26 protein-coding genes are annotated in these 24,090 nt (G+C 60.7%); 12 read left to right on the top strand and 14 right to left on the bottom strand.

Annotated features, from left to right (window positions below; all coding sequences use genetic code 11):
• Positions 1 to 20: 20 nt before the first annotated feature.
• Entirely contained in the window at positions 21 to 1,196 is a 1,176-nt protein-coding gene (gene ssuD / locus PMI03_RS19420; RefSeq protein ID WP_007696532.1) for an FMNH2-dependent alkanesulfonate monooxygenase, read from the bottom strand.
• A gap of 204 nt (positions 1,197 to 1,400) precedes the next feature.
• A complete protein-coding gene (locus tag PMI03_RS19425) occupies positions 1,401 to 2,369 on the bottom strand; it encodes an aliphatic sulfonate ABC transporter substrate-binding protein (protein WP_007696534.1) in 969 nt (322 codons plus the stop codon).
• A 271-nt stretch (positions 2,370 to 2,640) separates the two neighbouring features.
• On the opposite strand from PMI03_RS19425, the gene PMI03_RS19430 reads away from it, so the two are divergent.
• Entirely contained in the window at positions 2,641 to 3,513 is an 873-nt protein-coding gene (locus PMI03_RS19430) for an NAD(P)-dependent oxidoreductase (RefSeq protein WP_007696538.1), read from the top strand.
• Positions 3,514 to 3,557: 44 nt separating this feature from the next.
• On the opposite strand, the gene PMI03_RS19435 is transcribed toward PMI03_RS19430, so the two are convergent.
• The 3 genes from PMI03_RS19435 to PMI03_RS19445 all read right to left on the bottom strand — a co-directional run bounded on the left by PMI03_RS19435 (position 3,558) and on the right by PMI03_RS19445 (position 5,317).
• On the bottom strand, positions 3,558 to 4,046 hold the full coding sequence (locus PMI03_RS19435) for an Lrp/AsnC family transcriptional regulator (protein WP_007696539.1): 489 nt from the start codon (positions 4,044 to 4,046) through the stop codon (positions 3,558 to 3,560).
• A gap of 66 nt (positions 4,047 to 4,112) precedes the next feature.
• Positions 4,113 to 4,742, bottom strand: coding sequence for a uracil-DNA glycosylase family protein (locus PMI03_RS19440; protein ID WP_309574434.1), 630 nt, complete (start codon positions 4,740 to 4,742; stop codon positions 4,113 to 4,115).
• Between the two features lie 2 nt (positions 4,743 to 4,744).
• Positions 4,745 to 5,317 (bottom strand): thermonuclease family protein, encoded by a 573-nt coding sequence (locus PMI03_RS19445; RefSeq protein WP_007696545.1) that lies wholly within the window; start codon positions 5,315 to 5,317, stop codon positions 4,745 to 4,747.
• 122 nt (positions 5,318 to 5,439) lie between these two features.
• Between PMI03_RS19445 and PMI03_RS19450 the strand changes: the two genes are divergently transcribed.
• Positions 5,440 to 6,969, top strand: coding sequence for a sensor histidine kinase KdpD (locus PMI03_RS19450; RefSeq protein WP_007696548.1), 1,530 nt, complete (start codon positions 5,440 to 5,442; stop codon positions 6,967 to 6,969).
• A gap of 18 nt (positions 6,970 to 6,987) precedes the next feature.
• Here PMI03_RS19450 and PMI03_RS19455 read toward each other — a convergent pair whose 3' ends face one another.
• Both PMI03_RS19455 and cobT read right to left on the bottom strand, forming a co-directional pair.
• Positions 6,988 to 7,380, bottom strand: coding sequence for a diacylglycerol kinase (locus PMI03_RS19455; protein ID WP_007696551.1), 393 nt, complete (start codon positions 7,378 to 7,380; stop codon positions 6,988 to 6,990).
• 185 nt (positions 7,381 to 7,565) lie between these two features.
• Positions 7,566 to 8,582 (bottom strand): nicotinate-nucleotide--dimethylbenzimidazole phosphoribosyltransferase, encoded by a 1,017-nt coding sequence (cobT, locus tag PMI03_RS19460; RefSeq protein WP_007696556.1) that lies wholly within the window; start codon positions 8,580 to 8,582, stop codon positions 7,566 to 7,568.
• Positions 8,583 to 8,706: 124 nt separating this feature from the next.
• Here cobT and PMI03_RS19465 point away from each other — a divergent pair, with 124 nt between their 5' ends.
• The 4 genes from PMI03_RS19465 to PMI03_RS19480 all read left to right on the top strand — a co-directional run bounded on the left by PMI03_RS19465 (position 8,707) and on the right by PMI03_RS19480 (position 11,429).
• A complete protein-coding gene (locus tag PMI03_RS19465) occupies positions 8,707 to 9,489 on the top strand; it encodes an adenosylcobinamide-GDP ribazoletransferase (protein ID WP_007696557.1) in 783 nt (260 codons plus the stop codon).
• A 19-nt stretch (positions 9,490 to 9,508) separates the two neighbouring features.
• Positions 9,509 to 9,730, top strand: a complete 222-nt coding sequence (locus tag PMI03_RS19470) for a DUF1289 domain-containing protein (RefSeq protein WP_007696559.1) — start codon at positions 9,509 to 9,511, stop codon at positions 9,728 to 9,730.
• Positions 9,727 to 10,428, top strand: a complete 702-nt coding sequence (locus tag PMI03_RS19475; RefSeq protein WP_007696566.1) for a TIGR02281 family clan AA aspartic protease — start codon at positions 9,727 to 9,729, stop codon at positions 10,426 to 10,428. Before PMI03_RS19470 ends, PMI03_RS19475 begins: the two co-directional genes overlap by 4 nt.
• A 95-nt stretch (positions 10,429 to 10,523) precedes the next feature.
• On the top strand, positions 10,524 to 11,429 hold the full coding sequence (locus PMI03_RS19480; RefSeq protein WP_007696568.1) for a DMT family transporter: 906 nt from the start codon (positions 10,524 to 10,526) through the stop codon (positions 11,427 to 11,429).
• A 14-nt stretch (positions 11,430 to 11,443) separates the two neighbouring features.
• Here the strand turns inward: PMI03_RS19480 and PMI03_RS19485 are convergent, their stop codons facing one another.
• From PMI03_RS19485 to PMI03_RS19510, 6 genes are all read right to left on the bottom strand, one after another.
• Positions 11,444 to 11,968: a GNAT family N-acetyltransferase gene (locus PMI03_RS19485; protein WP_007696571.1), complete on the bottom strand. Its 525-nt coding sequence runs from the start codon at positions 11,966 to 11,968 to the stop codon at positions 11,444 to 11,446.
• Positions 11,969 to 11,970: 2 nt separating this feature from the next.
• Complete coding sequence (locus PMI03_RS19490; protein ID WP_007696573.1) at positions 11,971 to 13,302, bottom strand: folylpolyglutamate synthase/dihydrofolate synthase family protein; 1,332 nt, start codon at positions 13,300 to 13,302, stop codon at positions 11,971 to 11,973.
• 175 nt (positions 13,303 to 13,477) lie between these two features.
• Positions 13,478 to 14,239 carry an ABC transporter permease gene (locus PMI03_RS19495; protein WP_007696576.1) on the bottom strand — a complete coding sequence of 254 codons (762 nt, stop codon included), beginning with the start codon at positions 14,237 to 14,239 and terminating at the stop codon, positions 13,478 to 13,480.
• The gene (locus PMI03_RS19500) at positions 14,236 to 15,162 is read right to left on the bottom strand and encodes an ABC transporter ATP-binding protein (RefSeq protein ID WP_007696580.1); all 927 of its coding nucleotides are present in this window, start codon (positions 15,160 to 15,162) and stop codon (positions 14,236 to 14,238) included. Before PMI03_RS19500 ends, PMI03_RS19495 begins: the two co-directional genes overlap by 4 nt.
• A 397-nt stretch (positions 15,163 to 15,559) precedes the next feature.
• Positions 15,560 to 15,814 (bottom strand): hypothetical protein, encoded by a 255-nt coding sequence (locus PMI03_RS19505; RefSeq protein ID WP_007696584.1) that lies wholly within the window; start codon positions 15,812 to 15,814, stop codon positions 15,560 to 15,562.
• Positions 15,815 to 15,898: 84 nt separating this feature from the next.
• A complete protein-coding gene (locus tag PMI03_RS19510; RefSeq protein WP_007696587.1) occupies positions 15,899 to 17,128 on the bottom strand; it encodes an extensin family protein in 1,230 nt (409 codons plus the stop codon).
• A gap of 252 nt (positions 17,129 to 17,380) precedes the next feature.
• Between PMI03_RS19510 and PMI03_RS19515 the strand changes: the two genes are divergently transcribed.
• The 6 genes from PMI03_RS19515 (at position 17,381) to PMI03_RS19540 (ending at position 22,651) form a co-directional block, all read left to right on the top strand.
• A complete protein-coding gene (locus tag PMI03_RS19515) occupies positions 17,381 to 17,770 on the top strand; it encodes an acyl-CoA thioesterase (protein WP_007696590.1) in 390 nt (129 codons plus the stop codon).
• Positions 17,771 to 17,777: 7 nt separating this feature from the next.
• Entirely contained in the window at positions 17,778 to 18,368 is a 591-nt protein-coding gene (locus PMI03_RS19520; RefSeq protein WP_039974406.1) for a hypothetical protein, read from the top strand.
• A 130-nt stretch (positions 18,369 to 18,498) separates the two neighbouring features.
• Positions 18,499 to 20,091 (top strand): tetratricopeptide repeat protein, encoded by a 1,593-nt coding sequence (locus PMI03_RS19525; protein ID WP_007696596.1) that lies wholly within the window; start codon positions 18,499 to 18,501, stop codon positions 20,089 to 20,091.
• A gap of 94 nt (positions 20,092 to 20,185) precedes the next feature.
• On the top strand, positions 20,186 to 21,367 hold the full coding sequence (locus tag PMI03_RS19530) for an SEL1-like repeat protein (protein WP_007696613.1): 1,182 nt from the start codon (positions 20,186 to 20,188) through the stop codon (positions 21,365 to 21,367).
• Positions 21,368 to 21,466: 99 nt separating this feature from the next.
• A complete protein-coding gene (locus PMI03_RS19535) occupies positions 21,467 to 21,865 on the top strand; it encodes a tetratricopeptide repeat protein (protein ID WP_007696616.1) in 399 nt (132 codons plus the stop codon).
• A 273-nt stretch (positions 21,866 to 22,138) separates the two neighbouring features.
• On the top strand, positions 22,139 to 22,651 hold the full coding sequence (locus tag PMI03_RS19540; protein WP_229202592.1) for a hypothetical protein: 513 nt from the start codon (positions 22,139 to 22,141) through the stop codon (positions 22,649 to 22,651).
• A 54-nt stretch (positions 22,652 to 22,705) separates the two neighbouring features.
• Here the strand turns inward: PMI03_RS19540 and PMI03_RS19545 are convergent, their stop codons facing one another.
• Positions 22,706 to 23,956, bottom strand: a complete 1,251-nt coding sequence (locus tag PMI03_RS19545; RefSeq protein WP_007696625.1) for an MFS transporter — start codon at positions 23,954 to 23,956, stop codon at positions 22,706 to 22,708.
• Positions 23,957 to 24,090: the final 134 nt, after the last annotated feature.

Consider the following 24,090-nt stretch of genomic DNA (forward strand, 5'->3'; position numbering starts at 1 on the left):
ATCTCCCTGAATTGTTCGCGTTAAGAGCCGGAAACGACTTTCAGATTGCCGCCATGGCTACCGCCGGCGAAGATCTGCTTTGCACCGAATTCGTTGCGGAAGCCGGCACGTTGCTCTTCGCGGGAGAGTCCGATTTCGGGGAACAGCAGTTCCGCGACACGATAGGCCTCTTCCAAATGCGGATAGCCGGAGCCGATCACCGTTTCGATGCCGATATCCTGATATTCGCGGAGCCTTGCGGCCACCGTCTGCGGCGAACCGACGAGCGCCGTGCCGGCACCGGCGCGCACGAGACCAACGCCAGCCCAGAGGTTCGGCGAAACTTCGAGCTTGTCGCGACGACCGCCGTGAAGGGCTGCCATGCGCTTCTGGCCGACAGAGTCGGACTGGTTGACGAACTGCTCCTGTGCTTCGCGGATCGTCTCGTCATCAAGCTTCGAGATCAGCCGGTCGGCGGCGGCCCATGCTTCTTCATCCGTCTCGCGGACGATGAAATGCAGGCGGATGCCGAAGCTGACTTCGCGACCCTTCTTGGCGGCGGCAGCGCGCACCTTCTCGACCTTCTCGGCCACCTGTGCCGGCGGCTCGCCCCAGGTCAGATACTTGTCGACGCGGCCAACCGAGAAGTCGATGCCGGCGTCCGACGAGCCGCCGAAATAAAGCGGCGGGCGCGGCGACTGCACCGGCGGCAGGCCAAGCCTTGCGTTGGTCGCCGTGATATACTTGCCCTTAAATGTCGAGGAGCCCTTCTCCATAAGCTCTTCCCAGACAGTGAAGAACTCGTCGGCATGGGCATAGCGCTCGTCATGTTCGAGATGAATGCCGTCACCCGCCAGTTCGGCCGGGCTACCGCCGACAACGATATTGAGCAGCACGCGACCATTCGAAACGCGATCGAGCGTCGAGGCGAGACGGGCATAATAGGCGGGCGATGCCGTGCCGGGGCGGATGGCCACCAGGAACTTCAGCTTCTGAGTGTGCGCCGACAAAGCGGCAGCCGTGATGAACGACTCCTCACAGGAGACGCCCGTCGGCAGCAGCACGCCGGAAAAACCGAGCCTGTCGACCGCCTGGGCGATCTGCGTGAGATAGCCGATTTCCGGCCCGCGGTTGAGATCGGTCGAGCCCAGATAGGTGCCGTCGCCGGAGGTCGGAATGAACCACAGGAAGTCGATGGGTTTGGCAGTCTTGGTCATAGTGTTTCCCTGTCTTCTGGGCGCGTGTCATCGGGAGCATGTCCCTCGGAGCTTCCAAGGGATAGTGGCATAGACTACCGATTATATCGACAATGCAGATTTTCTATTACTGGCCATCTCGCGGAATATTTTTCCGCGATACGAGCCGCGCCCGTCATCTTTCGAGCGCGGTCATATCAGTTGGGACGAGTAAGCCTTCGTCGCTCAGCTCGCTTTCGGCCGCCAGACGATATCGGTGATGGTGAGCTTCTTCGGAACGATCCCGAGGTCGTAAAACGCATCCGCCAGCCCCTGCTGATAGGCAATGGCTGCGTCGTTGATGGTCGAGACGGCACCAAGATTGAAATCAGGCCGCGTCAGTGTCACCCGCGTAATATTGGCCGGCACGCCGGTGATCTCCGAAAGGGCTGCAACAGTATCGTCAAGATTGGTCTGCGCCGCAGTGCCGACCTTGGCGAGCTCCTCGAGCACATCCACGATGACCTGCGGATTGTCCTTGGTGAAATCTGCATTTCCCAGGAAATAACTGTAGGAATCGAGCAGGCCTCGCGCCGTCGTCAGGATACGGGTGTCCGGATCGGCCTCTGCGATAGCGAGATAGGGATCCCAGATCGACCAGGCGTCGATCGCGCCGGTCTTGAAAGCAGCGGAAGCATCCGGCGGCGCGAGATCAAGCGCCTGGACGTCGTCGACAGTCAGGCCACCCTTGCGCAGCGCCTTTACGGCGACATTGTGAGCGCTCGACCCGCGTTTGAAGGCCAGCTTCTTGCCCTTGAGGTCCGCAAGCGTCTGGATCGGCGAATCCTTGCGCACCAGGATGGCCGAACCTTCCGGGCTTCCCGAGTACTGACCCACATAGAGCAGATTGCCGTTGGCGGCCTGCGCGAACAGCGGAGGCACATCGCCTGTCGCGCCGAAATCGAGCGCACCGGCGCCCAGCGCTTCCAACAGCGGCGGACCGGATGTGAATTCGGACCATTCGACAGAAATGCCGCGACCGGCAAGCAGCTTTTCCAGCGAGCCCTTGCGTTTGGCCAGCGCCAGCACACCGTTCTTCTGCCAGCCTATGCGAAAGGTGGTTGCAGCGGCAGCACGCGCCGACCGTATGGAAGGCAGCGCCAGGGCGGCGGCCGTGGCGCCGAGAAGGCTGAGTGTCTGTCTGCGCGAGATCATGAAAAGTCCCTTTCCCACCGGACCGGGACGCGTCCCGTTGCCACCGGCATTGCTATTGATGCCCTAAGAATTGCAAATCCATGGATTATATCGACATCTGATATTGTGAATTTCCGTGAATGTAGCGAAATTCGATTTCGAGAAATGACGAATATGAGGAATTATCTTCCAATGCGAATGAGACCGAGACAAGTTCGCCGACAAATCGGTCTTCCGTCCCCCTCGCCTTTCCGCTAAGCCTTTTGTCAAAATTCGTAAGGGAGTTTCGCGAATGGCAAAGGTCGCTTTCATCGGCATGGGCGTCATGGGCTATCCCATGGCAGGGCATCTAAAGACCAAGGGTGGCCACGACGTCACCGTCTACAACCGCACCGTCGCCAAGGCGGAAGCCTGGGCCAAGCAGTATGACGGCAAGTATGCCTCCACCCCCGCCGCGGCTGCCGAAGGCGCCGATTTCGTCTTCACCTGCGTCGGCAATGACGACGACCTGCGCTCGGTAACGATCGGCAAGGACGGCGTGCTCTCGGGCATGAAGGCCGGTGCGATCCTGATCGACAACACGACGGCAAGCGCCGAAGTCGCCCGCGAACTCCATGCGGCAGCCAAGGAAAAAGGCGTTGAGTTCATCGATGCCCCCGTCTCCGGCGGCCAAGCCGGCGCAGAGAATGGCGTGCTGACCGTCATGTGCGGTGGTGACGAGGCCGTATTCGAAAAGGCAAGGCCCGTTATCGACGCCTATGCCCGCATGGTCGGCCTGATGGGCGCGGTCGGCGCGGGCCAGCTCACCAAGATGATCAACCAGATCTGCATCGCCGGCATCGTCCAGGGGCTTGCGGAAGGCATCCATTTCGGCAAGCAGGCCGGCCTCGACATTGAAAAGGTCGTGGACGTCATCTCCAAGGGCGCGGCCGGCTCCTGGCAGATGGAAAACCGCCACAAGACCATGAATGCCGACAAATACGACTTCGGCTTCGCCGTCGACTGGATGCGTAAGGATCTCGGCATCGTGCTGGCGGAAGCCCGCCGCAATGAGGCCAAGCTTCCGCTAACCGCACTCGTCGATCAATTCTACGGCGACGTCCAGGCCATGGGCGGCAATCGCTGGGATACTTCGTCGCTGCTGGCGCGGCTGGACAGGAAGTAATTTAGTCCGCCGTTCTTTACTAAGCGCCATTGCAAATGTGGCGCTTAGTCCTCCTGCGACTTCGCGGTATCCAGCAGCATGTAGTCCAGCGGCAGTTCCGTCGAATACTTGATCCGCTCCATCGCGAAGGCCGAGGAGACGTCACGGATTTCGATCTTGGCGATCATGCGCTTGTAGAAAGCGTCATAGGCGGCGATATCCGGAACGACGACGCGCAGCAGATAGTCGACATCGCCGCTCATGCGATAGAATTCGACCACTTCCGGGAAGTCGGCGATCACTTCGGAAAAACGTTTCAGCCATTCGATCGAGTGGCTGTTGGTGCGGATCGAGACGAAAACGGTAACCTTGGTGTTGACCTTTTCCGGATCGAGCAGCGCGACGCGACGGCGAATGACGCCATCCTCTTCCATCTTCTGAATACGGCGCCAGCATGGTGTCGTCGACAGCCCGACCTTCTTGGCAAGATCAGCCACGGCCAGAGTGGAATCTTCCTGCAGCAGGCGCAGGATTTTGCGGTCGAGACGATCCATTTCGGCTATCCTTTCGAATTATATTCTCTCTATAGCGCGTTTTTGGCGAAAGAAAAGAAACTTGTTTCAAGAAACGAGGATTTTCACACGTTCTTGTAACACCGGCAGCAACTCCGCCTCGAACCAGGGATTGCGCTTCAGCCAACCGCTATTGCGCCAACTTGGATGCGGCAGCGGCAGAATGGCCGGCGACCGATTGGTCAGAAGGTAGCGCCGCCATTCCGAAACGGTTTCGGTCATCGACGCCATCCGCGCCGCGCCGAGGTGCCAGGCTTGTGCATATTGCCCGATGGCGAGAACGAGTTCGATCTGAGGCATCGCCTCCAGCGTCCTCTGCCGCCAGAGCGGCGCGCATTCCTTGCGCGGCGGCAAATCGCTGCCGGCTGTGTCATAGCCCGGAAAACAGAAGCCCATCGGGACAATGGCGAAACGATCGGGATTGTAGAAGCTGTCGCGGCCGACGCCCAGCCATTGCCGCAACCGGTCGCCGGATGCGTCATTGAACGGCAGGCCGCTTTCATGGACGCGCAGCCCCGGCGCCTGCCCGGCGATCAGGATGCGCGCCGTCGCCGACAACACCGCCACCGGCCTCGGCTCATGCGGCAACCGATATGCCTCGCCGCGCATCGGCGTGTCGCGACAGATACGACAGAGGGCGATTGCATCGCGCAACGCCTGCAACTCATCGCCCGGCATCGTCATTGACCCCATCCCACCAGCTTTCGCAGATAATCGGCCAGTCCGCCAAGCGGGTCACCGTCGGAAACATGTTCCATCTGCTCCTCGCGCCGATAGTCGCGCGGCCGTTCGAAATCGCCGGCCCAAAGCCCGGCTTTCGCCTGCCGCGCCTGAGCCTCCTCTGCTGCATAGCCGCCATAGGATACAGCCATGCCGCTGCGGACCATCGCGGCATTGATATCGACATCGCCGGCTCTGCAGGTGACCAGCAGCCGGCCGTAACGGTCCTTTTCGCTACCCCGGCACTCGGGCAAACCCGCCTTCATAAGCCGATCAAGGGCTCTGCGCGCCTCTTCACCACAGGCCCAGCCTGCATTGTTGCTCTGACATTGCTGCCGATACTCCGGTGCATCGATGCCACGCAGTCGAAAACGCTCGCCGCCTTGAGCGAGTGTGTCACCATCGACGACGTAAAATCGTCCGGTTTGAACCAGTTCCGGACGATTGTTCAACTTCAGCGCCAGCAAACCGAGCAACACCAGCAGGGCGAACGTCGTTACGCCGTCACGAAACAGGCGCCCAGATCGCGTCACGCTTTTGCCTCCTTCACGAACAAACCCTTGGTAAAGATGGCAAACAAAACATTTCAGGCAGCATCTTCTTAAGATTTGACCGCTAGTCTGTAGCCTTCCGCAAGCCAAGTTTCAACGCAACCATGAGTACCGGCGTCAGCACATCGACAGATAAAATCATCGTCGACCGATCGCGCAGTCACCGTAACCGGGCTGTGTCGAAGGCCGTGCGGCAGACGCGCGAGCGCCTGCAATCCGGCCATAGCCGGAGTTTCGACCGCGAACTGATGATGATGCATGTCGACACCCTGTTGCAGGGCGCCTCGGTCATGCCGATCTTCGTCATCATCGTCGCGGCCCTCGGCGCCTACCTTACCCGCGACGCGCAAATCTTCATCTGGGCCATTCCGACCCTGACGATGCATGCCGTCAACATGCTGCTTGGCCGCCGTGCGAAGAAGTACGAGATGACCGTCGGGCGCGCCAGGAAATGGCGCCAGATCCTGCTGTTGGGCCAACTCTTCATCGGCTTTTGCTGGGCGTTCTTCGCCATGCAGGACTGCTCCGCCTGCGGTGGCGACAGCTTCGTGCTCTATAAGGGCGCGGCGCTGTTGGTGGCGATCTGTATTACCACCATGGCGAATTTCATGCTGCCGCGTGCGGTGCCCTTCGCCTTCGCCCCGGCAATCGTCGCCCTTGCCGTCAAGGCGACACTGACCCGTGACCCTCTCGATATCACGCTTGCCGCCGCAGTCACCGTCGCCGCTATCTTCTTCACCTTCATCACCAACCGGATGTTTCAGTCCAACCTGAAGATCCTCTCCTTCCAATCGGAGAAGGATGACCTGATCGCCGAGCTCGAGGTCGCCAAATCGATGTCGGATGAGGCCCGCCGCCGCGCCGAAGAGGCCAATCTCGCCAAATCACGCTTCCTGGCCTCGATGTCGCATGAACTCAGGACCCCGTTGAACGCTATCCTCGGCTTCTCCGAGGTCATGTCAGCTGAGGTCATGGGGCCGCTCAACAACGCCACCTATCGCGAATACACCACCGATATCCATCGCTCCGGACAGCACCTGCTCAATCTCATCAACGAGATCCTCGATCTTTCGCGCATCGAGGCCGGCAAATACGAGCTGAACGAAGAGGCGATCTCGCTGCTGGATGTCGCGGAGGATTGCATCGGCATGGTGCAGCTGCGCGCTCGCGGCAAGAATATCTCCATCTCGCCACAGTTTGAGCTACAGCTACCCTCCGTCTGGGCCGATGAGAAATCCATCCGGCAGGTAATCCTCAATCTCCTGTCCAATGCCGTAAAATTCACGCCCCAGGGCGGTGAGATCACCGTCAAGGTCGGCTGGACTTCCGGCGGTGGGCAGTATGTGGCAATCAGGGACAATGGACCCGGCATACCCGAAGAAGAAATACCGGTGGTTCTGTCCGCTTTCGGTCAGGGTTCGATCGCCATCAAGAGCGCGGAACAAGGAACGGGCCTCGGCCTGCCGATCGTGCAGGCGATCCTTGCCAAGCATGACGGTCAGTTCATGCTGAAATCCAAGCTGCGCGAAGGCACCGAGGTCATCGCCATCCTGCCAGCCAAGCGCGTGCTGCAAAGCCTGCCGGCCGTCGAGGACGCGCCGTCGGTCGAACGCCGCAAGAAAAGCTTTGCCTGACACTTGAGCCGTAGACGACTAGCGGAAAAACAGGTGGTAGCCGATGGTGTACAGCAGATAGAGGCCGGACGCGACGAGCATGCAGAAAACGGCAAAGGATCCCAGATCCTTCGCATGCTTGCCGACATTGGAAATCTCAGGCGAAATCCGGTCGATCACTTCTTCAACCGCGGTATTCATCGCTTCGACCGCGAAAACGCCGAGAAACAGCACGACGGCAATCATGATTTCGCCAAGCGTCGCGCCGACCGCGATCAACAGGATCAAGGCGACCCCTGCGAACAGGAGTTCCTGCCGGAAAGCGGATTCCTGCAGCAGGCGCTGAAAGCCACCCCAAGAATAGCTGGCAGCGGCAAAAAAATGTCGGATACCTGTTTCCTTGGTTACCGCTGATTTCGAAAACTCGGCCATCTTCGCCCTGTCCGCGCAGTCCTGACTGCAATTTAGCTGCCTTGCGAATACAGTCTCGTCATCGCCAAGGCAAGCCGACCACTGAGTCGGCCCCAGAATTTGTTACGGCTTTATGACATAAATCGAAAGTCGGACGGAATTTTGGAGGCGAGGCGCGCAATCGTCGCGCCTCGCTATTTTATCCGTCAGTGCTTGTTGGTAACGCCAGCGCTCTCAAAGGTCGCCATGCCGGAATGGCAGGCGGCAGCGGCCTTGACGATACCTGCGGCAAGGGCCGCGCCCGTGCCCTCGCCGAGCCGCATACCAAGCGCCAGGAGCGGTGTCTTGCCGAGCTTGTCGATCGCTTTCAGATGCCCCGGCTCCGCCGAGACGTGGCCGATCAGGCAATGATCGAGAGCGGACGGATTAGCGGCCTTGAGGATCGAGGCAGCTGCGGTTGCCACGTAGCCGTCGATGATAACAGGGATACGCTCCATGCGGGCAGCGAGAATGGCGCCGGCCATGGCCGCGATCTCGCGGCCGCCGAGGCGACGGAGCACTTCCAGCGGATCGGAGAGATGCTCGCGATGCAGCGCTACGGCCTTTTCGACAGCGGCGATCTTGCGCTTTAGCATCTCGCCCTCCGAGCCGGTTCCGGGGCCGACCCATTCCGCCGCCGTGCCGCCATAGAGCGCGTAGTGAATGGCGGCTGCGATCGTGGTGTTGCCGATGCCCATTTCACCGATGCAGAGCAGATCCGTGCCGCCGGCGATCGCCTCCATGCCGAAGGCCATGGTCGCGGCACAGTCGCGCTCGGAAAGCGCCGGCTCTTCCGTAATGTCACCGGTCGGATAATCGAGCGCCAGATCGAACACCTTCAGGCCGAGATCATAGGTGACACAGATCTGGTTGATCGCGGCACCGCCTGCGGCGAAATTCTCCACCATCTGCTGCGTCACCGACGGCGGAAACGGCGTGATGCCCTGCTTGGTGACGCCGTGATTGCCGGCGAATATCGCGACGAGCGGGCGGGTGACGGCCGGCGCTCGGCCAGTCCAAGCCGCGAGCCAGAAGGCAATCTCCTCAAGGCGGCCGAGCGCACCCGGCGGCTTGGTGAGCTGCGCGTCGCGCTCGCGCGCCGCAACCAGCGCTCGGGGATCCGGGCCTGGGAGGTCGCGCAGCAGAGTGCGGAAATCGTCGAATGGCAGGCCGGTAACGCTCATGAATGCCGTTCCTTGTCTTTTGGTCTCAAATCAGGTTTTTTGCGTGCGACTCTATTAGTCTTCGGCACGGGCGCGAACAACTGCAAAAAGCGCCCGATGCTGTCGCGGGAATAACGGTGCGAGAATGAATATTCGGGAATATACGAGCGACGTCGCCCGCGCCGTGGCTTTCTTGAGCCGCATTCCCGTGCCCGCGTCCTTCTTCGAGGGCGATGACGGCAAGCTTGCCCGCGTATCGCGTGCCTTTCCCCTCGCCGGCCTGCTGATCGCCCTGCCCGCCGCAATCACCTTCGGCGTGCTGCTGGCCTTCGATGCCGATCCGCTGATGGCGGCACTTCTGGCGCTCGCCATCCAGACGGTAACGACGGGCGCACTGCATGAGGACGGCCTCAGCGATACCGCCGATGGGCTGGGTGGTGGCAAGGATCGCGACCGGGCGCTTGCCATCATGAAGGATAGCCGCATCGGCACCTATGGCGCGGTGGCGCTGATCCTCTCCTTCGGACTGCGCGCTGCCGCCCTTGCCGCTATCGGCCGCGGTCTCGCTCCCCTCGACGCGGCGCTGACCATTCCGGCCGCTGCCGTCTTGAGCCGCGGCGCCATGGTCTGGCACTGGTATGCCCTGCCGGCGGCCAAGCCGGACGGGGTTGCTGCGTCAGCCGGCAAGCCGGACTATGGCCCCATGCAAATCGCATTGATCGCCGCGCTGATACTTTCGGCCTTTCTGCTCTGGCCGAGCCTCAGGCTTCCAGCCTTTGTCCTTTGCCTTCTTGTTACAGTAGTGGCGGCATTTCTCTTCACCCGGCGCGTGCGTCAACGGCTTTCTGGCCACACCGGAGACACCATTGGCGCTGCGCAGCAGATTTGCGAGATCGCCGCTTTCTGCACCCTTGCCATGTGCGTCTGAAGCATCGATATATGATTTTATGCTAACACCTTGCATTCTTGTCTGTTCCATCGATTTAAACACCGGCTATTGCTTCGGATGCGGGCGCACGCGCGAGGAAATCGGCGGATGGATGACCTATAGCGACGCCGAACGCTTTGATATCATGCAGGTCCTGCCGGACCGTCTCGCGACTGTCGAGCGCAGGCCGCGCCGGGAAACCCGCCGCCAACGGCTGGCGCGGGAGCGCAGCGCCGTATGAACCGCCTGAACATCGCCCTCGCTATTATCGGCATCGGTCTTGCCCTCCTGCTCTTCAACAATAATAGCGGCATGACCTTCGGCCTGCCCAATGACGATTTTGCCCGCATCGTTTACCTGCTGCCCCTTTCGCTCATGATGGCTGCAGGCATCTGGGCAAGCCGCCAAACCGTCAGCCAGTCGCTGCGCAATCTGCTGGTCTGGCTGGTGATCATCATGGCGCTGGCGACCGCCTATGTTTACCGGCGCGACGCCCAGGAGGTCGGCAGCCGGCTATTCGCCGGCCTGGTGCCCGGACATGCAGTCGTCGTCACCACCAGCGAGGGCGGCCAGGAGGTCATCCTCCACAAGCTCTCAAACGGCCATTTTCAGGCGCAGGTGATGATCAACGGCCAGCCGATCGACATGCTCGTCGACACCGGTGCCAGCTCCATCGCGCTGTCGCGGGAGGACGCAGAGCGCGTCGGCATCATCCCGGAAAACCTCACCTATTCCATGACCATGATCACCGCCAACGGCCGGGCAAGAGCCGCCCCCGTCGAACTCGGCTCTGTCGCCATCGGCCCGATCGTGCGTCGCGATGTCAAGGCGACCGTCGCCGAGGAAGGCAAGCTCGACCAGAGCCTGCTCGGCATGAGCTTCCTTGAGACACTGGGATCGATGCAGATGCAGACTGACGAATTGCGGCTGCGGGATTGACGGTAATAGTTCGATGAGGCCCGAAGCATTGCGGGCCGAATGCACGCTAGGGATGACGGCTATATCCCAATATCGATCCCGAAAGTTCAGTCGTCATGCCACAGACCAAAACCAACGCCACGACGGAGCTTCTGCTCCTTTTGATGCTCGCGACCCTCTGGGGCGCCTCCTACACGTTCATCCGGATCGGTGTGGCGACGATCCCACCGATCACCCTTATCGCAGCACGCACGCTTATTGCCGGTGGCGTGCTATTTGCAATTATCCGCTGGCGAGGGCTCAGCCTGCCGAGAGATCCGGCGGTATGGCGTCGCTTCCTCGTTCAGGCTTGCCTCAACAGCGTTATTCCCTTCACGCTGATCGCCTGGGCCGAACGTACGGTTGATGCCGGCCTGGCGACCATCCTGAACTCCACCACACCGATCTTCACCTTCCTGCTTGCTGCCATACTGCTGCGCAACGAGCGCGTCACCGCATACAAGCTGTTCGGCATCGCCATGGGATTGGCAGGTATCTGCCTCATCATCGGCTTCGACGCCTTGAACGGCTTCGGTCGGCAATTGCCCGCGCAGCTCGCCGTCGTGCTCGCTTCGGTCTGCTATGCGGGAGCCGCCTTGTTCGGCCGCAATTTCAAGGGCCTCGATCCGATGATGCCCGCCGTCGGTTCCCTACTCTGCGGCGCCGTCATCCTCATCCCGGTTGGCCTTGTCGTGGATCGGCCATGGACGCTCGCGCCCTCCACGGCATCGATCCTGGCACTCCTGGCGCTCGCCATCCTGTCGACTGCGCTTGCCTTTTCGATCTATTTCCGGCTGATCCAAACCCTCGGCTCGATCGGCACCACCGCGCAGGCCTATCTGCGCGTCCCGATCGGTGTGGCCATCGGCGTCGTCTTTCTTGGGGAGCCTCTGACCCAGACGGCTGGCATCGGCCTTGTCTGCGTCATCATCGGCGTAATGGCCATGACGATGGCGCCGCGGAGAAAGACCGTCAGCGAATAACAGCTGGTGCGACGCTACATCAGTAACGTCAGGTCATCCCATACGAAGATGATGTTTTCGGATCGCCAGACCGGGCCGGGATCAGTGTAATGCCCGGTCATTCGCCCACCGAGCAACTGATAAAACGCTATTGCCGGATCGTTGCCGACGACGACACCGAGCGCCGCGCCGGGATAGTCCAAAGCCGCCAGATGCAGCGCCAGTTCGCGCATGAGGCGGCGACCGACGCCCTGACGCTTGATGGCGGGATCGACGTAGAGCGATCGTATCTCGCCCCGCCCCTCGAAAAGCGCCAATGACGGCGCGCCGGCCGCGCCAATGCCAACCAAACGCCCGTTCTGCTCGGCGAGAAGCACCAGCTGATCAGGGCCCGGTTCGGACAATGTGGCCGTCCATCTCGCTCGCCGGAAAGCCTCATCCATGATGCGAAAGGCATCGGGCGTGGCCAGCTCCCGATAGGTTTCCCGCCAGACCGCAAGATGCAGGCGGGCTATGGCCGCAGCATCCTCGGGAACGGCTGGCCGAATAGTGATTTCCATCGTCAACCGGCACCTTCCAGCACGGCGCCTCGCAGCGCTCCCACCAGATAGAGCGACCCGGTCACGAGGATCCAGCCATCATCTTCCGATATCTTCATCGCAGCCCGGTCCAGCGCCTTGCGCGGATCAGGCTCGGCTTCGCAGGCTATCCCCATGGACGTTGCCAGTGTTGCCAATTCATCGGCGGGGTGAGAGCGACCGGACCCGGACGCTTCCGTAAAGACGACATAGGCCACGGATCGGGACAGGACCGTGAGGAAGCCCTCAGCATCCTTGTCGGACGCCAGCGCGACGATGGCGACGCATTGGCCGCTGAAATCGGAAGAGCGGGCAATATCGCGCAGGACAGCCTCGATATTGAACGGAACATGCGCGCCGTCCATCACCATCGGCACCACGCGCCGCGCGGTATTCGACACGGAGGGAAGTGTGAAGGCAAACCGCTCCATTCGCCCTGGCAGACGCGCATTGTCCCTGACCGACTGATCGAGCAGCCACGCGCCGATTGGCGCGCCGGTCTCGGTGCCCTCGCGCACGCATTCGCCCTGCTGTCCCAGATGATCGAGAACCAGGCCGACCAGCGCAGCATTCTTGTCCGCGATCGTCGCATCATCGGCGATGTCGGTGCGCAGCACGCGACAACCGAGTTCATCGGCACGCTGTTGCAAGACACGACCGGCGGCGTCGGTGGCAAGGAGCGTAGTGGCAAGCGTCGCGCCAGGCTTCAATATGCCGACCTTTTCGCCGGCGATCGCCTCGCGCGTACTCCCAAGAATTTCCGTATGCTCAAGCTCGATATTGGTGACAATGGCAACTTCGCCGAAGACCACATTGCTGGAGTCCAGTCGCCCGCCGAGCCCGACCTCGACAACGGCCCAATCCAGACCCGCATCTTTGAACACGACAAAAGCGGCGGCCGTTATCACATCGAACCAGGTGGCGTCCTCGCCCGGCGTTGCCTCCCGCTTTGCGGCTTCGTAGCTGTCCAGCACCTTCTCCAGCGCTTCCGCCAAGCGGTCGTCCTCGACCTCCTGACCCATCACACTGATACGCTCGTTCACACGATCGACATGTGGCGAGGCATAGCGGCCAACCCGCCATCCCGCCCGCAGCAAGGCGGCGGCGGCAAGCGCGCAGACGGACCCCTTGCCCTTGGTGCCGGCGACATGGATGGCACGGAAACTCTGGTGGGGATTGCCCAGGCGCTGCATGAGATCGAGCATGGGCTCCAGCCCGACACGCATTTCCCCGCGCGGTTTGCGCTCCCAATTGGTCAGCCGATCGAGGCGCGAGAGAACGTCTGGCAGTGAACGGCGCTGGGGGATTGTGGGCATGGAACACCTGCAGAAAGGATCGACTTGGATGCCCAGGCATGCTGCATGGCCGTCATCTCGCCCCCGCTTCCCGATGACCTACCATCCTGCTCCGCCTGCTGTATCGGCGCCGAGTTTATGAGCCGCGAGAACAGCGATTGCAACAGTCATGTTTGCGGGAAAAATGTTCCGCCAATCAGTTCCGCAACCGATATCCCGTCTTGAATATCCACCAAAGGGTCGCAAGGCAGATGACGAGGAAAAACGTGATCATGGCAAGGCTCAACACCGGGTTGACGTCGGCAATGCCATAGAAGCTCCACCGGAAGCCGCTGACGAGATAGAGTACCGGATTAAGGTGACTGACCGCTTGCCAGAAGGGCGGCAGCATGTTGATGGAATAGAAGCTGCCACCAAGGAAGGTCAGCGGCGGCACGACCAGCATGGGAATGAGATTGAGCTGCTCGAAATTCCCGGCCCATATGCCGATCATGAAGCCGAACAGGCTGAAGGTCACCGCCGTCAGCACGAAGAACAGGATCATCATGAACGGATGTTCGATGGTGATATCGACGAAGAAATTGGCCGTCAGCAGGATGATCAGCCCGATCAGCATGCCCTTGGTCGCGGCCGCGCCGACATAACCGAGCACGATCTCCGTCATGGCGACGGGCGCGGACAGAATCTCGTAGATCGTGCCGGAAAATTTCGGGAAGTAGATACCGAAGGAGCCGTTGCTGATGCACTGGCCGAGCAGCGTCAGCATGATCAGCCCCGGCGTGATGAAAGCGCCGTAGGAGACGCCCTCAACCTGCTGGATGCGCGAACCGATCGCGGCACCGAAGACGATGAAATAGAGCGACGTCGAAATGACCGGCGAGACGACGCTCTGCAACAGCGTACGGCGCGTGCGCGCCATCTCGAAACCATAGATGGCTTTGACCGCCTCGAAGTTCATTTGCTCTCTCCTACCAGCGATACGAAGATGTCCTCGAGCGAGCTCTGCCGCGTCGACAGGTCCTTGAAATGAATACCCTCGGCCGCCAGGCGCGACAGCAGCACCGCGATGCTGGATTGCTCGTGCTCCGCATCGAAATCGTAGATCAACGTCATGCCGTTCGGCCCCAGCGACAGGCCGTTGCCATCGAGACAGGTCGGAACAGATTCCAGCGGCTCCGCCAGATCTAGGATAAGCTGCTTGCGGCCAAGCTTGGCCATCAGCGACTTCTTGTCCTCCACCAGCAGCAGCTTACCGCCATTGATAACGCCGACACGGTCGGCGATCTCCTCGGCTTCTTCAATGTAATGCGTCGTCAGGATGATGGTGACGCCATTGGCACGCAGCCGCTCGACGACGTGCCACATATCCTTGCGCAGCGTCACGTCGACACCCGCCGTCGGCTCGTCGAGAAAGAGGATCTCGGGCTCATGCGAAAGCGCCTTGGCGATCAGTACACGCCGCTTCATGCCGCCGGAGAGTTGGCGCAGCATGTTGTCCTTCTTGTCCCATAGCGACAGGTCGCGCAGAACCCGCTCGATGTGAGCCGGATTCGGCTTCTTGCCGTGCAGGCCGCGTGAAAAGCTCACCGTGTTCCATACCGTCTCGAACAGGTCGGTGGTCAGCTCCTGCGGAACCAGTCCGATCATTGCGCGCGTGGCACGAAACGCCGTCACCACGTCATGACCGCCAACGATCACAGTGCCGCCACTCGGATTGGCGATGCCGCAGACGATGGAAATCATTGTCGTCTTGCCGGCGCCATTTGGTCCAAGCAGTGCCAGGATTTCACCCCGTTCTATATCGAGGTCGATACCCTTCAGCGCCTGAAACCCGTTGGAATAGGTCTTGGTGAGACTACGGATGGAAATGATCGGGGCCATGATGCAGGCAAAGTCCGGCTTTGTGATTATTTTCGCGGCGTTTGCCCGCTATATAGCCGGGAACAGGCTTTTACCATCCCGCATGACGGAACAGTGCGTTCGCCTAAACGAATAAGTTGTCATCAAACCGTGACTTTCGTCGGGCATATGTTTGCTTAGGTGAGCAACGGTTGTCGCAACCCCGCCCAACGCCTCTTGGTGACAGCGTCAGCGCCGATGATACTTGAAGACTGATTGCCCTCGTATCCATATTTCATGCGTCATTGCGCGATATAGTTTTTTTCCGGAGCCAGCAAAGATCCCCTGTCGTTGCTGAGCGCCACTATAGCCGGCCTTCGTGCCGGCTTTTTTCTTTTTTGCCGGCTAAGTACCGATCAAGCATCGAAAGGCCCGCGGATCACCAGCTGCCGTTCACGCCGCAACCGGCCGGCGGCAACGTCTTGTTTTCAAAACGTGCCTTTAGCATCGCACAGCCCTTCTCGCGGATCGGACCTGGCATCATCGTGTTGAGACCAATGCCGACTTCATCGAACGGATCATCCGCATAGGCGACATAGGCATACCAGCGGCCGCCGATCACGAGAACAATCGCAACAAGGGCAGCGACCAGCGCCCTTCCAAAGCTACTCTTCCTTCTCGGAACGTCTTCCATCGGATGAGTCTCCTAATTTAGCGAGCCGCAGTTAACTGCGATTCCCTTCATAGGTAAACCGCGTTTATCCCAGCAAACCGGCCATTACATGCTGCAATAACGTCGCCCGCCCTTGCGATCCCTGAGATCGAAGTGGAAATGGTTCCAGTGTTCGGGATTGCTGCCGGGGCCGAGCACGGTGTCGAAATAGCGGCAGCTGTCGCTCCGCACCGCCTTCAGCAACCGCCCTTCGCGGAAGGAGAACAGCCCCTTCTTGCGCACATCGATCACATGGCCGTTTTTCAGGACGAAGGTGCCGACATCTATGGCGTTGCCATGGGCATGTTCCGACATTGGGTTGTAGCGTTGCCGGCTATTGTTCATTCGCCGGCAGGAATAGCCCCCCAAGGGAACGATCGTGCCGATGCCTGACCAGTAGCGCGTGCGCGCCGCCGGTGCCAATTCGTTCTTGACCCATTTCGCGAAGGCAAGCGTCACCTGGCAATTCAGGGTCACCGCCGGCCTGACGGCGATATTGCCCGAGAGGCCGCTCAGCGAAACCGGGTAAGGAACCTGGCAGGCCGGGCCATTCGAGATCGACGGCTTGTCGGTATAAACGACACCCATGCGCTGCAACTCTTGCCGGCAGGCGATTTCCGAAGCCGGCATGGCGCCCGGCGATGACTGCGGCGCCTCCATCTGCCGGTCGATGCGCGGCATCGGATTGTCGACGCGAGGCAACATTGCCACCTGCGTATCCGGCTGCTGCCGGCGGATCGGCGACTGGTTGAGTTCGGCCTGCGCGGATGGACGCTGAATGATGGAGCGGTTGGTCTGTACCGGCGCGTCGGAACCGATGCCGTCGACAACAGGCTGATCGGTCTGCCCTTCGGCTATGTTCTGCTCTTCTTCCTGCGCCAGCCCAACGACCGATCCGGACTGCGCCTCCTCGCTTGGACCGACGCCGAGTTCGGCATCCATGTTGACGCCCTGGGACTGCGCATTCGATTGTTGCGCAAGACCCTGCTCGACATCCGTGGTGGTCACGGCCTCATCACTGCCGTTCGTCGGCAGGCGGCCCTGCCTGGCCACAGCTTGCGGGTTGCCGGAGGAATCGTAGGTGTTGGCATAGTTGGCGGACGCTGAGTTCACGGGCGCCTGGCCACCCTGATAGGTGAACTGCCGCGACTGCACGCTGCGATGCGGCTTGATCGAGCTTACGCGGCTGCTGTCGATGCCGGACGGCGGCACCAGGCTGTCGGCCGTGCAGGCGACCAGCGCCGACGACAACAGCAAAGGCAGCGCCGTGCGCCTTAGAAAGGATAAATACGCCATACTTCGGATCCGCTCTCGCTGCCCCAGCCACGGCCGACAACACTTACGAAGATTAAATAAAAACGGTGAATGAATACTTACCGCCCATGAGGGACATCCGGTGGGGTGGCCGCGAATTGCGGGAGGCGTGCTGGAAAAGGTCACCCTCGGGCACGATTGCCTGGTGACGACATGTTGAGGCAGCTTTCCCATCCCGGCCCGATTGCGTAGGCTACTCGCCGGAATCAAGCCTTGATCGATAGGAGCGAGTGAATGAACGACAGCCCCAAGCCGAGAGGCGAATTGACCCTGCGCACGCTGGCCATGCCCGCCGATGCCAATCCCGCCGGCGATATCTTCGGCGGCTGGGTCATGGCGCAGATGGACTTGGCAAGCGGTATTCGCGCCGCCGAGCGCGCGCGCGGCCGCGTCGTCACCGCCGCCGTCAAGGAGATGGCGTTCGAGCTGCCGGTAAAGATCGGCGATACGCTGAGCGTCTACACCGAGATTGAACGCGTCGGCCGTACCTCGATCACGCTCGTCGTCGAAGCCTGGGCGCACCGTTCGCGCTATAACCAGATGGAGAAGGTTATCGCCGGGACATTCATCATGGTCGCGCTCGACGAGAACGGCGCGCCGAAACCGGTTCCCGCGGAGAGCTGACAGGATGATGGAAGCCGCACGGACGCCCGAGGTTTACGTCTATATCAGGACGGTCATGAGCATGGTCATTGGCCTTGCCCTCGCCCAGCTCCTGACGCGGCTCGCCGGCTTCGTGCAGGCGCCCGGCAAGAACCGCGTCTATCTCGTCCATCTCGGCTGGGTCTTGTCGATGTTCCTGTTCATCATCCATTTCTGGTGGTGGGAATATCGGCTGCATTCCGTCGCGGAGATCAGCTTCGGCGTCTACCTCTTCCTCATCTGCTTCTGCTGCCTGTTCTATTTCCTCTGCGTGCTGCTAAACCCGCCCTCGATCGAGGACTATGGCGGCTTCGAGGAATATTTCATCTCCCGCCGCCGCTGGTTCTTCGGCCTGCTCGCCGTCACCTATGCCGTCGATCTCATCGACACGCTGCTCAAGGGGGAGACCTATTTCCGATCGCTTGGCTGGGAATACCCGACCCGCAACGTCGTCTACATCGTCCTCTGCATTATCGCCGCCATCACCGCCAACAGGCGCTTCCAGGCCGCCTTCGTGACGATCGGCTTGATCTATCAGATCACCTGGATCTTCCGGCTCTACGATGTCCTGCCGGGATAGAGGCAGGGATCTGCATCTGATTGGCAGCGAGAAAACAACCATCGTCCCCAGGCGTTGCAGCCAGCGGCCAAGACATCGCCATATTGTTCAGATCGATTGCGCTTCAGCGCGCAGGCGGGGAGAATAAGTTTTGAAAATCGGAAGATTGGCATTTGGACTGGCGGTAGCCCTTTCGCTCGCGCCACTTGCCCATGCCGAAGATCCCGCGCCGACGCCTGGCGACACCTCGATCTCGCTGAAATATTGGGTGCAATTCGCAAAGGACGGCAATGCAGCCGCCCAATACGGCCTCGGCTATCGTTACGCCAAGGGCCAGGGCGTGGAGCATGACGACGCGCAGGCGGTGCAATGGTATCGAAAGGCCGCCGCGCAGGGAAACGTGCAGGCCGAATACGCCCTCGCCTACATGTATTCCAACGGCCTCGGCGTCGATAAGGACCTGAAAGAAGCAAATACGTGGTATCGCAAGGCGGCGGAACATGGCTATGCCGACGCGCAGTACGCCATCGGCTATTCCTATGCCAACGGCCGCGGCAAGGATGTCGATAACGAGCAGGCGGTCGGCTGGTATCAGAAATCCGCCGCCCAGGACCAAGCACAGGCGCAATATGCGCTCGGCTACATGTATGGGCATGGCCTCGGTGTGCGCGAGGACGATGCGATCGCGCTCGGCTGGTATCGCAAGGCGGCCGATCAGGGTCGCGCCGATGCGCAATATGCGCTTGGCTACATGTACGACAAAGGTCTTGGCACGGCTGCGGACCAAAGCCTGGCGATCGACTGGTATCAAAAATCAGCGGATCAGGGCGACCCCCAGGGTGAATACGCCCTCGGCTATGCCTACACCAATGGCCGGGGTGTCGATCAGGACGATGGTCAGGCCTATTCCTGGTACAAGAAATCCGCCGAGCAGGGCCGTGCCGATGCGCAATACGGGCTTGGCTACAGCTTCGCCAACGGCCTCGGCGTTCCCCGGGATTACAAGCTGGCGCTGCAATGGTATCGCAAGGCGGCCGATCAGGGCCGCGCCGATGCGCAGTATGCCGTCGGCTACCTCTATGCCAACGGCAAGGGTGTGCCGGTTAACGACAACGTCGCTGTCGAATGGTACCGCAAGGCCGCTGCTCAAGGCGACGCGGAGGGCGAATACGCCCTTGCCACCATGTATACCGACGGCCGCGGCCTTTCCAAGAACGACGGCAAGGCGCTGGAATGGTACCGCAAATCGGCCGAACAAGGCCATCCGGACGCGCAATATGCGCTCGGCTATATCTATGACAAGGGTCAAGGCACGGCGCCGGACAAAGGTCAGGCGGCAGCCTGGTATCGCAAGGCGGCCGACCAGGGCAGCGCGGGAGGTCAATATGCCCTCGGCTATCTCTATTACAACGGCAGCGGCGTTCCCAAGGACTATGGGCAGGCGGCTGATTTCTTCCGCAAAGCCGCAGAGCAAGGCAACGCCCGCGCCCAGTACGGCCTCGGCTCCATGTATTATAGTGGCGACGGCGTGCCGAAGGATATCGGCCAGGCCACCAAATGGTTCCGCAAGGCAGCGGGCCAGGGGCTGCCGGAAGCGCAACATAGCTTGAGCTACATGGCAGCAAATGGCGAAAACCCGCTCAAAAGCGCCAGCCCAGAAGGCAATAAACCGACCACGACGACCAGCCAAAGCGAAACACCGGGCTGGGTCATTCTCCAGATATTGGCGACGCTGTTGCCATAAGCCGATCATGTATGTGTGCGGAGGCGCCTTGCGCCCTCACCTGTCACATTATTTAGTATTCACACACAAAAGACGACTGATTGAGGGGTAGATTGTGCATTTCAAGCGAGCAGCCATCGCACTGTTCTTCGCGCTGGCATCCAGCGGCCTTGCCCATGCCGACACCGGACAAAATGCCTATGACCAGGGCGACCACAAGGCAGCGCTGGATTATTGGCGCCCGCTCGCAAACAAGGGCGATGCGACGGCACAACTGAAGCTCGGCGAAATGTACAAGCTGGGCGATGGCATCGAGAAAGATCTCAAGCAAGCTCTCAAGTGGTATCGCAAAGCAGCCGATCAGGGCAATGCAAAGGCCGAATTCGATCTCGGCGCCATGTACGATAAGGGCGAAGGCATGGCCAAGAACCATGCACAGGCCATCCTCTGGTATCGCAAGGCGGCAGATCAAGGCTATGCCGACGCGCAATACAATCTCGGCGTCATATATGACGAGGGCGAAGGCGTGCCCAAGGACAGGACCCTGGCTTTCGTCTGGTACAGCAAGGCGGCCGAACAGGGAAATGCCGCCGCGCAGTTCAATGTCGGGGTGATGTACGACAACGGCGATGGCGTCGATCAGGACAAGAGCCAGGCCATCGCCTGGTATCGGAAGGCCGCCGACCAGGGCAATGTCGATGCGCAATACAATCTTGCCATCATGTATGACAGCGGCGAAGGCATAACCAAGGACAGCGGTCAGGCTCTCGCCTGGTACCGCAAAGCGGCCGATCAGGGCAAGATCGAGGCGCAATACAACCTCGCGGTCATGTATCGCGACGGCGCCGGCGTGCCGAAGGACGGCGCTCAGGCCGTCACCTGGTTCCGCAAGGCCGCCGACCAGGGCGACGCCGACGCGCAATATAACCTTGGCACCATGTATGCCGATGGCGATGGGATCGCTGAAGACGACGTCGAAGCGATCGCCTGGTTTCGCAAGGCAGCGGATCAGGGAGACGTCGAGGCTGAATATAACCTCGGCGTGATGTATCGCGACGGCGAAGGTGTTGCGAAGAACGGTCCCGAAGCGGTCGGCTGGTTCGAAAAGGCAGCTGCCGAGAACTACGCCGACGCGGCTCTCAATCTCGGCGTCATGTATCGCGATGGCGACGGCGTGCCCGCGGATCGGGCGAAGTCCCTGGAATGGTTCAGCCGCGCCAAAGCCATGAGCGGCGACGATAGTGAACCTGACGGCAATGAGGACATGCCGCTGCAGCGGAAAAGCATTCCGATCTGAGGCGAACGGACAAACAAGGCCATCTCCAACCTTGCTCGGACACCGGGGATAGGCCTAGCTCTTGCATGAATTGAAATCACGGATGGGAGATATCTCCGGATGCGGCTCAAACAGATAGGCCTCGGACTGGCGCTGGCACTCTCGATCGCCTTCCATGCCCAAGCCGAGGATGGGCAAGTGGCCTACGACAAGGGCGACTACGGCAGCGCCCTCGCCTCCTGGCAGCCTTTGGCGGACAAGGGAGACGCGGCCTCGCAGGACAATATCGGCAGCCTCTATGCCCTCGGCAAAGGCGTTCCGCAGGATTATGCCCAAGCTATCGGCTGGTTTGCCAAGGCCGCCGATCAAGGCCTGCCCAAAGCGCAATTCCATCTCGGCTACGCCTATCTTCGCGGCGACGGCGTCACGAGGGACCGTAACATGGCGATCGCCTGGTTCCGCAAAGCCGCCGCTCAAGGATATGCGCCTGCGCAAAGCATTCTCGACCAGATGAACTGAGTTCGATGGTTCCCGCTCAGAGCATATCCCCCGAAGCTCCAATGGTTGCTCCATCGCATGATATCGCCAGCCTCATAATCGACGGCAAGCCAGTAATCCCCTGATCGTCTGGCGCGGTCAAACCCTTTATGATCACTTCACCAGCTGCAAAGTGATGAGGGGCTGAGCCGCCGCGCCTCATCTTTGCCGCAGATACGGCATTGCTAGCTGGGCTCGATGCGTGAAGAATATCGCAAACATCTTCCCGATTCAGCCACCAAGGGATTGACCGCAGTGATCAAGATATCCGCCGCATTGCCCTCCTCGCTTCTGCCGCCACTCCGCATGGGATTGTTGGCCGCCGCAATCATCCTGCCGCTGTCGCCCTTGCCCATGGCGGCGACGCCGGCGCAGGCAGCGCCCGGCTCCTGCTGGTCGCTGCTGCAGAGCAAATTCGGCCCGCAGATCGAGAAATCGGTAAACGAAGCTGACCCTTGCAAGAAGCTGCCTGGCCTCGATCGCAAGGAGAAATTCGAGGTCAAATCGCTGGATGTGTGCAGCGCCCCCGGCGGCGTACAGATCAACGCTCGCGCCGACCTCGCCTGCAAATCGCATGGCGTGTTGCAGGCAACGGTGAAAGGACAGCTGGAAGCCTCGGTGACCGTCGATGTCGGCGCCTGCCGCATCACCGATTCGCATGTCGGCATCAGCGGCCCGATCGGCGATCTGATATCCTCCGTCGGTGGCATGCAGGAGCTTGCCCGCGGTTTCGCGCAGGCGAAAATCTCCGAGATTTGCGGCAAATAAGATGGCGGCCGGCGGCACTAAGCCGCCGGCCATGCTTCGACGGGGCACGGCGATCTAGATCGGCATCGTGCCGGGGGTCTCCTCCACTCCCTTTCCGCCGAAGCGAATATCCTTCTTCTCGAAGCCGAAACCGGCAAGCACCGCCACCACGGCGGCGACGATCACGGCTACAATCAATAACGCGAAAGCATAGTCACCGTTCCAATGCACCGCCAGGCCCGCCTGAATCGACGCATTGCCCGAGGCCAGCAGATTGCCGAGCTGATAGGCGAAACCGGGGAACGTGCCACGTATCTCGTCCGGCGATAATTCGTTGAGATGCACCGGCACGATACCCCATGCACCCTGCACGAAGAACTGCATCAGGAAGGCGCCGATAGCGAGCATGACCGGTCCATGCGCGTAGACCCAGAGCGGTGCGATCGGGATCGCCAGCAGCGCCGCAATGACGATGCCCCGCCGCCGGCCGAGGCCCTGCGACAGCGCCCCGAATGTCAACCCGCCGATCATCGCGCCAATATTGTAGACGATCGCGATGGCGCCGACCGTGTGGCTGTCATATTGCCGCTGGGTTTCGAGGAAGGTCGGATAGAGATCCTGCGTGCCGTGACTGAAAAAATTGAATGCCGTCATCAGCAGCACCGCCCAGAGGAAGAGCGGGATGTTCTCTCGCAACACAGTGAAGAACGGCCGTTGCGGCCTCTTCTGCCGCTCCACGAAAGCCGGCGACTCCTCGACGTTGCGACGGATATAGAGCACCAGCAGCGCCGGAAGAGCGCCGACCATGAACATGCCGCGCCAGCCGATCACCGGGAACAACAGGAAGAACACGATCGACGCCAGCAGATAACCGGAGGGATAACCTGCCTGCAGGATGCCGGAGACGATGCCGCGTGATTCCGGCGGCACGGTCTCCATCGTCAGCGATGCCCCAACGCCCCATTCGCCGCCCATGGCGATGCCGAAGAGCGCCCGCAACACGAGGAACATGGTCAGGCCGGTCGAAAAGCCGGTCAGGAACTCGAACACCGAATAGAGCAGCACATCTGCCATCAGCGTCGCGCGCCGGCCGTATTTGTCGGCGGCAAAGCCGAAAATCAACGCCCCAAGCGGCCGCATGGCGAGCGTCAGGAAGATCGCCACCGCGACCGCCGGAACATCGGTATGAAACTCCTCTGCGATATGCTTGAGAACAAACACCAATATGAAAAAATCGAAAGCGTCCAGCGTCCAGCCGAGATAGGCGGCGATGACGGTGTTGCGTTGCTGGGGGGACAAGGAACGTAAGCTATCCAATGCGGTCATCATGATCCTCCGACCGGATGGCGGCGGCGAGGCGGGCAAAGTCCGGATGCCGTCGAAGCTGGGGGAACCCGGCCTTGGCCGGGTATATCGACGTTGCGGCCGGCTCCTCCCTTGGCGCCTTTGAGGATCGCGCT

The sequence above is a fragment of the Rhizobium sp. AP16 genome (assembly GCF_000281735.1).
Classification (GTDB): Bacteria; Pseudomonadota; Alphaproteobacteria; order Rhizobiales; family Rhizobiaceae; genus Rhizobium; species Rhizobium rhizogenes.

Bases quoted from the DNA above. Each gene is read 5' to 3' on its own strand.
- PMI03_RS19490 (WP_007696573.1), bottom strand. From the start codon at position 13,302: ATGCCCACAATCCCCCAGCGCCGTTCACTGCCAGACGTTCTCTCGCGC.
- PMI03_RS19535 (WP_007696616.1), top strand. From the start codon at position 21,467: ATGCGGCTCAAACAGATAGGCCTCGGACTGGCGCTGGCACTCTCGATC.
- PMI03_RS19425 (WP_007696534.1), bottom strand. From the start codon at position 2,369: ATGATCTCGCGCAGACAGACACTCAGCCTTCTCGGCGCCACGGCCGCC.
- PMI03_RS19515 (WP_007696590.1), top strand. From the start codon at position 17,381: ATGAACGACAGCCCCAAGCCGAGAGGCGAATTGACCCTGCGCACGCTG.
- ssuD (WP_007696532.1), bottom strand. From the start codon at position 1,196: ATGACCAAGACTGCCAAACCCATCGACTTCCTGTGGTTCATTCCGACC.
- PMI03_RS19500 (WP_007696580.1), bottom strand. From the start codon at position 15,162: ATGGCCCCGATCATTTCCATCCGTAGTCTCACCAAGACCTATTCCAAC.
- PMI03_RS19455 (WP_007696551.1), bottom strand. From the start codon at position 7,380: ATGGCCGAGTTTTCGAAATCAGCGGTAACCAAGGAAACAGGTATCCGA.
- PMI03_RS19480 (WP_007696568.1), top strand. From the start codon at position 10,524: ATGCCACAGACCAAAACCAACGCCACGACGGAGCTTCTGCTCCTTTTG.
- PMI03_RS19450 (WP_007696548.1), top strand. From the start codon at position 5,440: ATGAGTACCGGCGTCAGCACATCGACAGATAAAATCATCGTCGACCGA.
- PMI03_RS19495 (WP_007696576.1), bottom strand. From the start codon at position 14,239: ATGAACTTCGAGGCGGTCAAAGCCATCTATGGTTTCGAGATGGCGCGC.
- PMI03_RS19545 (WP_007696625.1), bottom strand. From the start codon at position 23,956: ATGACCGCATTGGATAGCTTACGTTCCTTGTCCCCCCAGCAACGCAAC.
- cobT (WP_007696556.1), bottom strand. From the start codon at position 8,582: ATGAGCGTTACCGGCCTGCCATTCGACGATTTCCGCACTCTGCTGCGC.
- PMI03_RS19430 (WP_007696538.1), top strand. From the start codon at position 2,641: ATGGCAAAGGTCGCTTTCATCGGCATGGGCGTCATGGGCTATCCCATG.
- PMI03_RS19510 (WP_007696587.1), bottom strand. From the start codon at position 17,128: ATGGCGTATTTATCCTTTCTAAGGCGCACGGCGCTGCCTTTGCTGTTG.
- PMI03_RS19470 (WP_007696559.1), top strand. From the start codon at position 9,509: ATGCTAACACCTTGCATTCTTGTCTGTTCCATCGATTTAAACACCGGC.
- PMI03_RS19440 (WP_309574434.1), bottom strand. From the start codon at position 4,742: ATGCCGGGCGATGAGTTGCAGGCGTTGCGCGATGCAATCGCCCTCTGT.
- PMI03_RS19475 (WP_007696566.1), top strand. From the start codon at position 9,727: ATGAACCGCCTGAACATCGCCCTCGCTATTATCGGCATCGGTCTTGCC.
- PMI03_RS19505 (WP_007696584.1), bottom strand. From the start codon at position 15,814: ATGGAAGACGTTCCGAGAAGGAAGAGTAGCTTTGGAAGGGCGCTGGTC.
- PMI03_RS19465 (WP_007696557.1), top strand. From the start codon at position 8,707: ATGAATATTCGGGAATATACGAGCGACGTCGCCCGCGCCGTGGCTTTC.
- PMI03_RS19485 (WP_007696571.1), bottom strand. From the start codon at position 11,968: ATGGAAATCACTATTCGGCCAGCCGTTCCCGAGGATGCTGCGGCCATA.
- PMI03_RS19520 (WP_039974406.1), top strand. From the start codon at position 17,778: ATGGAAGCCGCACGGACGCCCGAGGTTTACGTCTATATCAGGACGGTC.
- PMI03_RS19435 (WP_007696539.1), bottom strand. From the start codon at position 4,046: ATGGATCGTCTCGACCGCAAAATCCTGCGCCTGCTGCAGGAAGATTCC.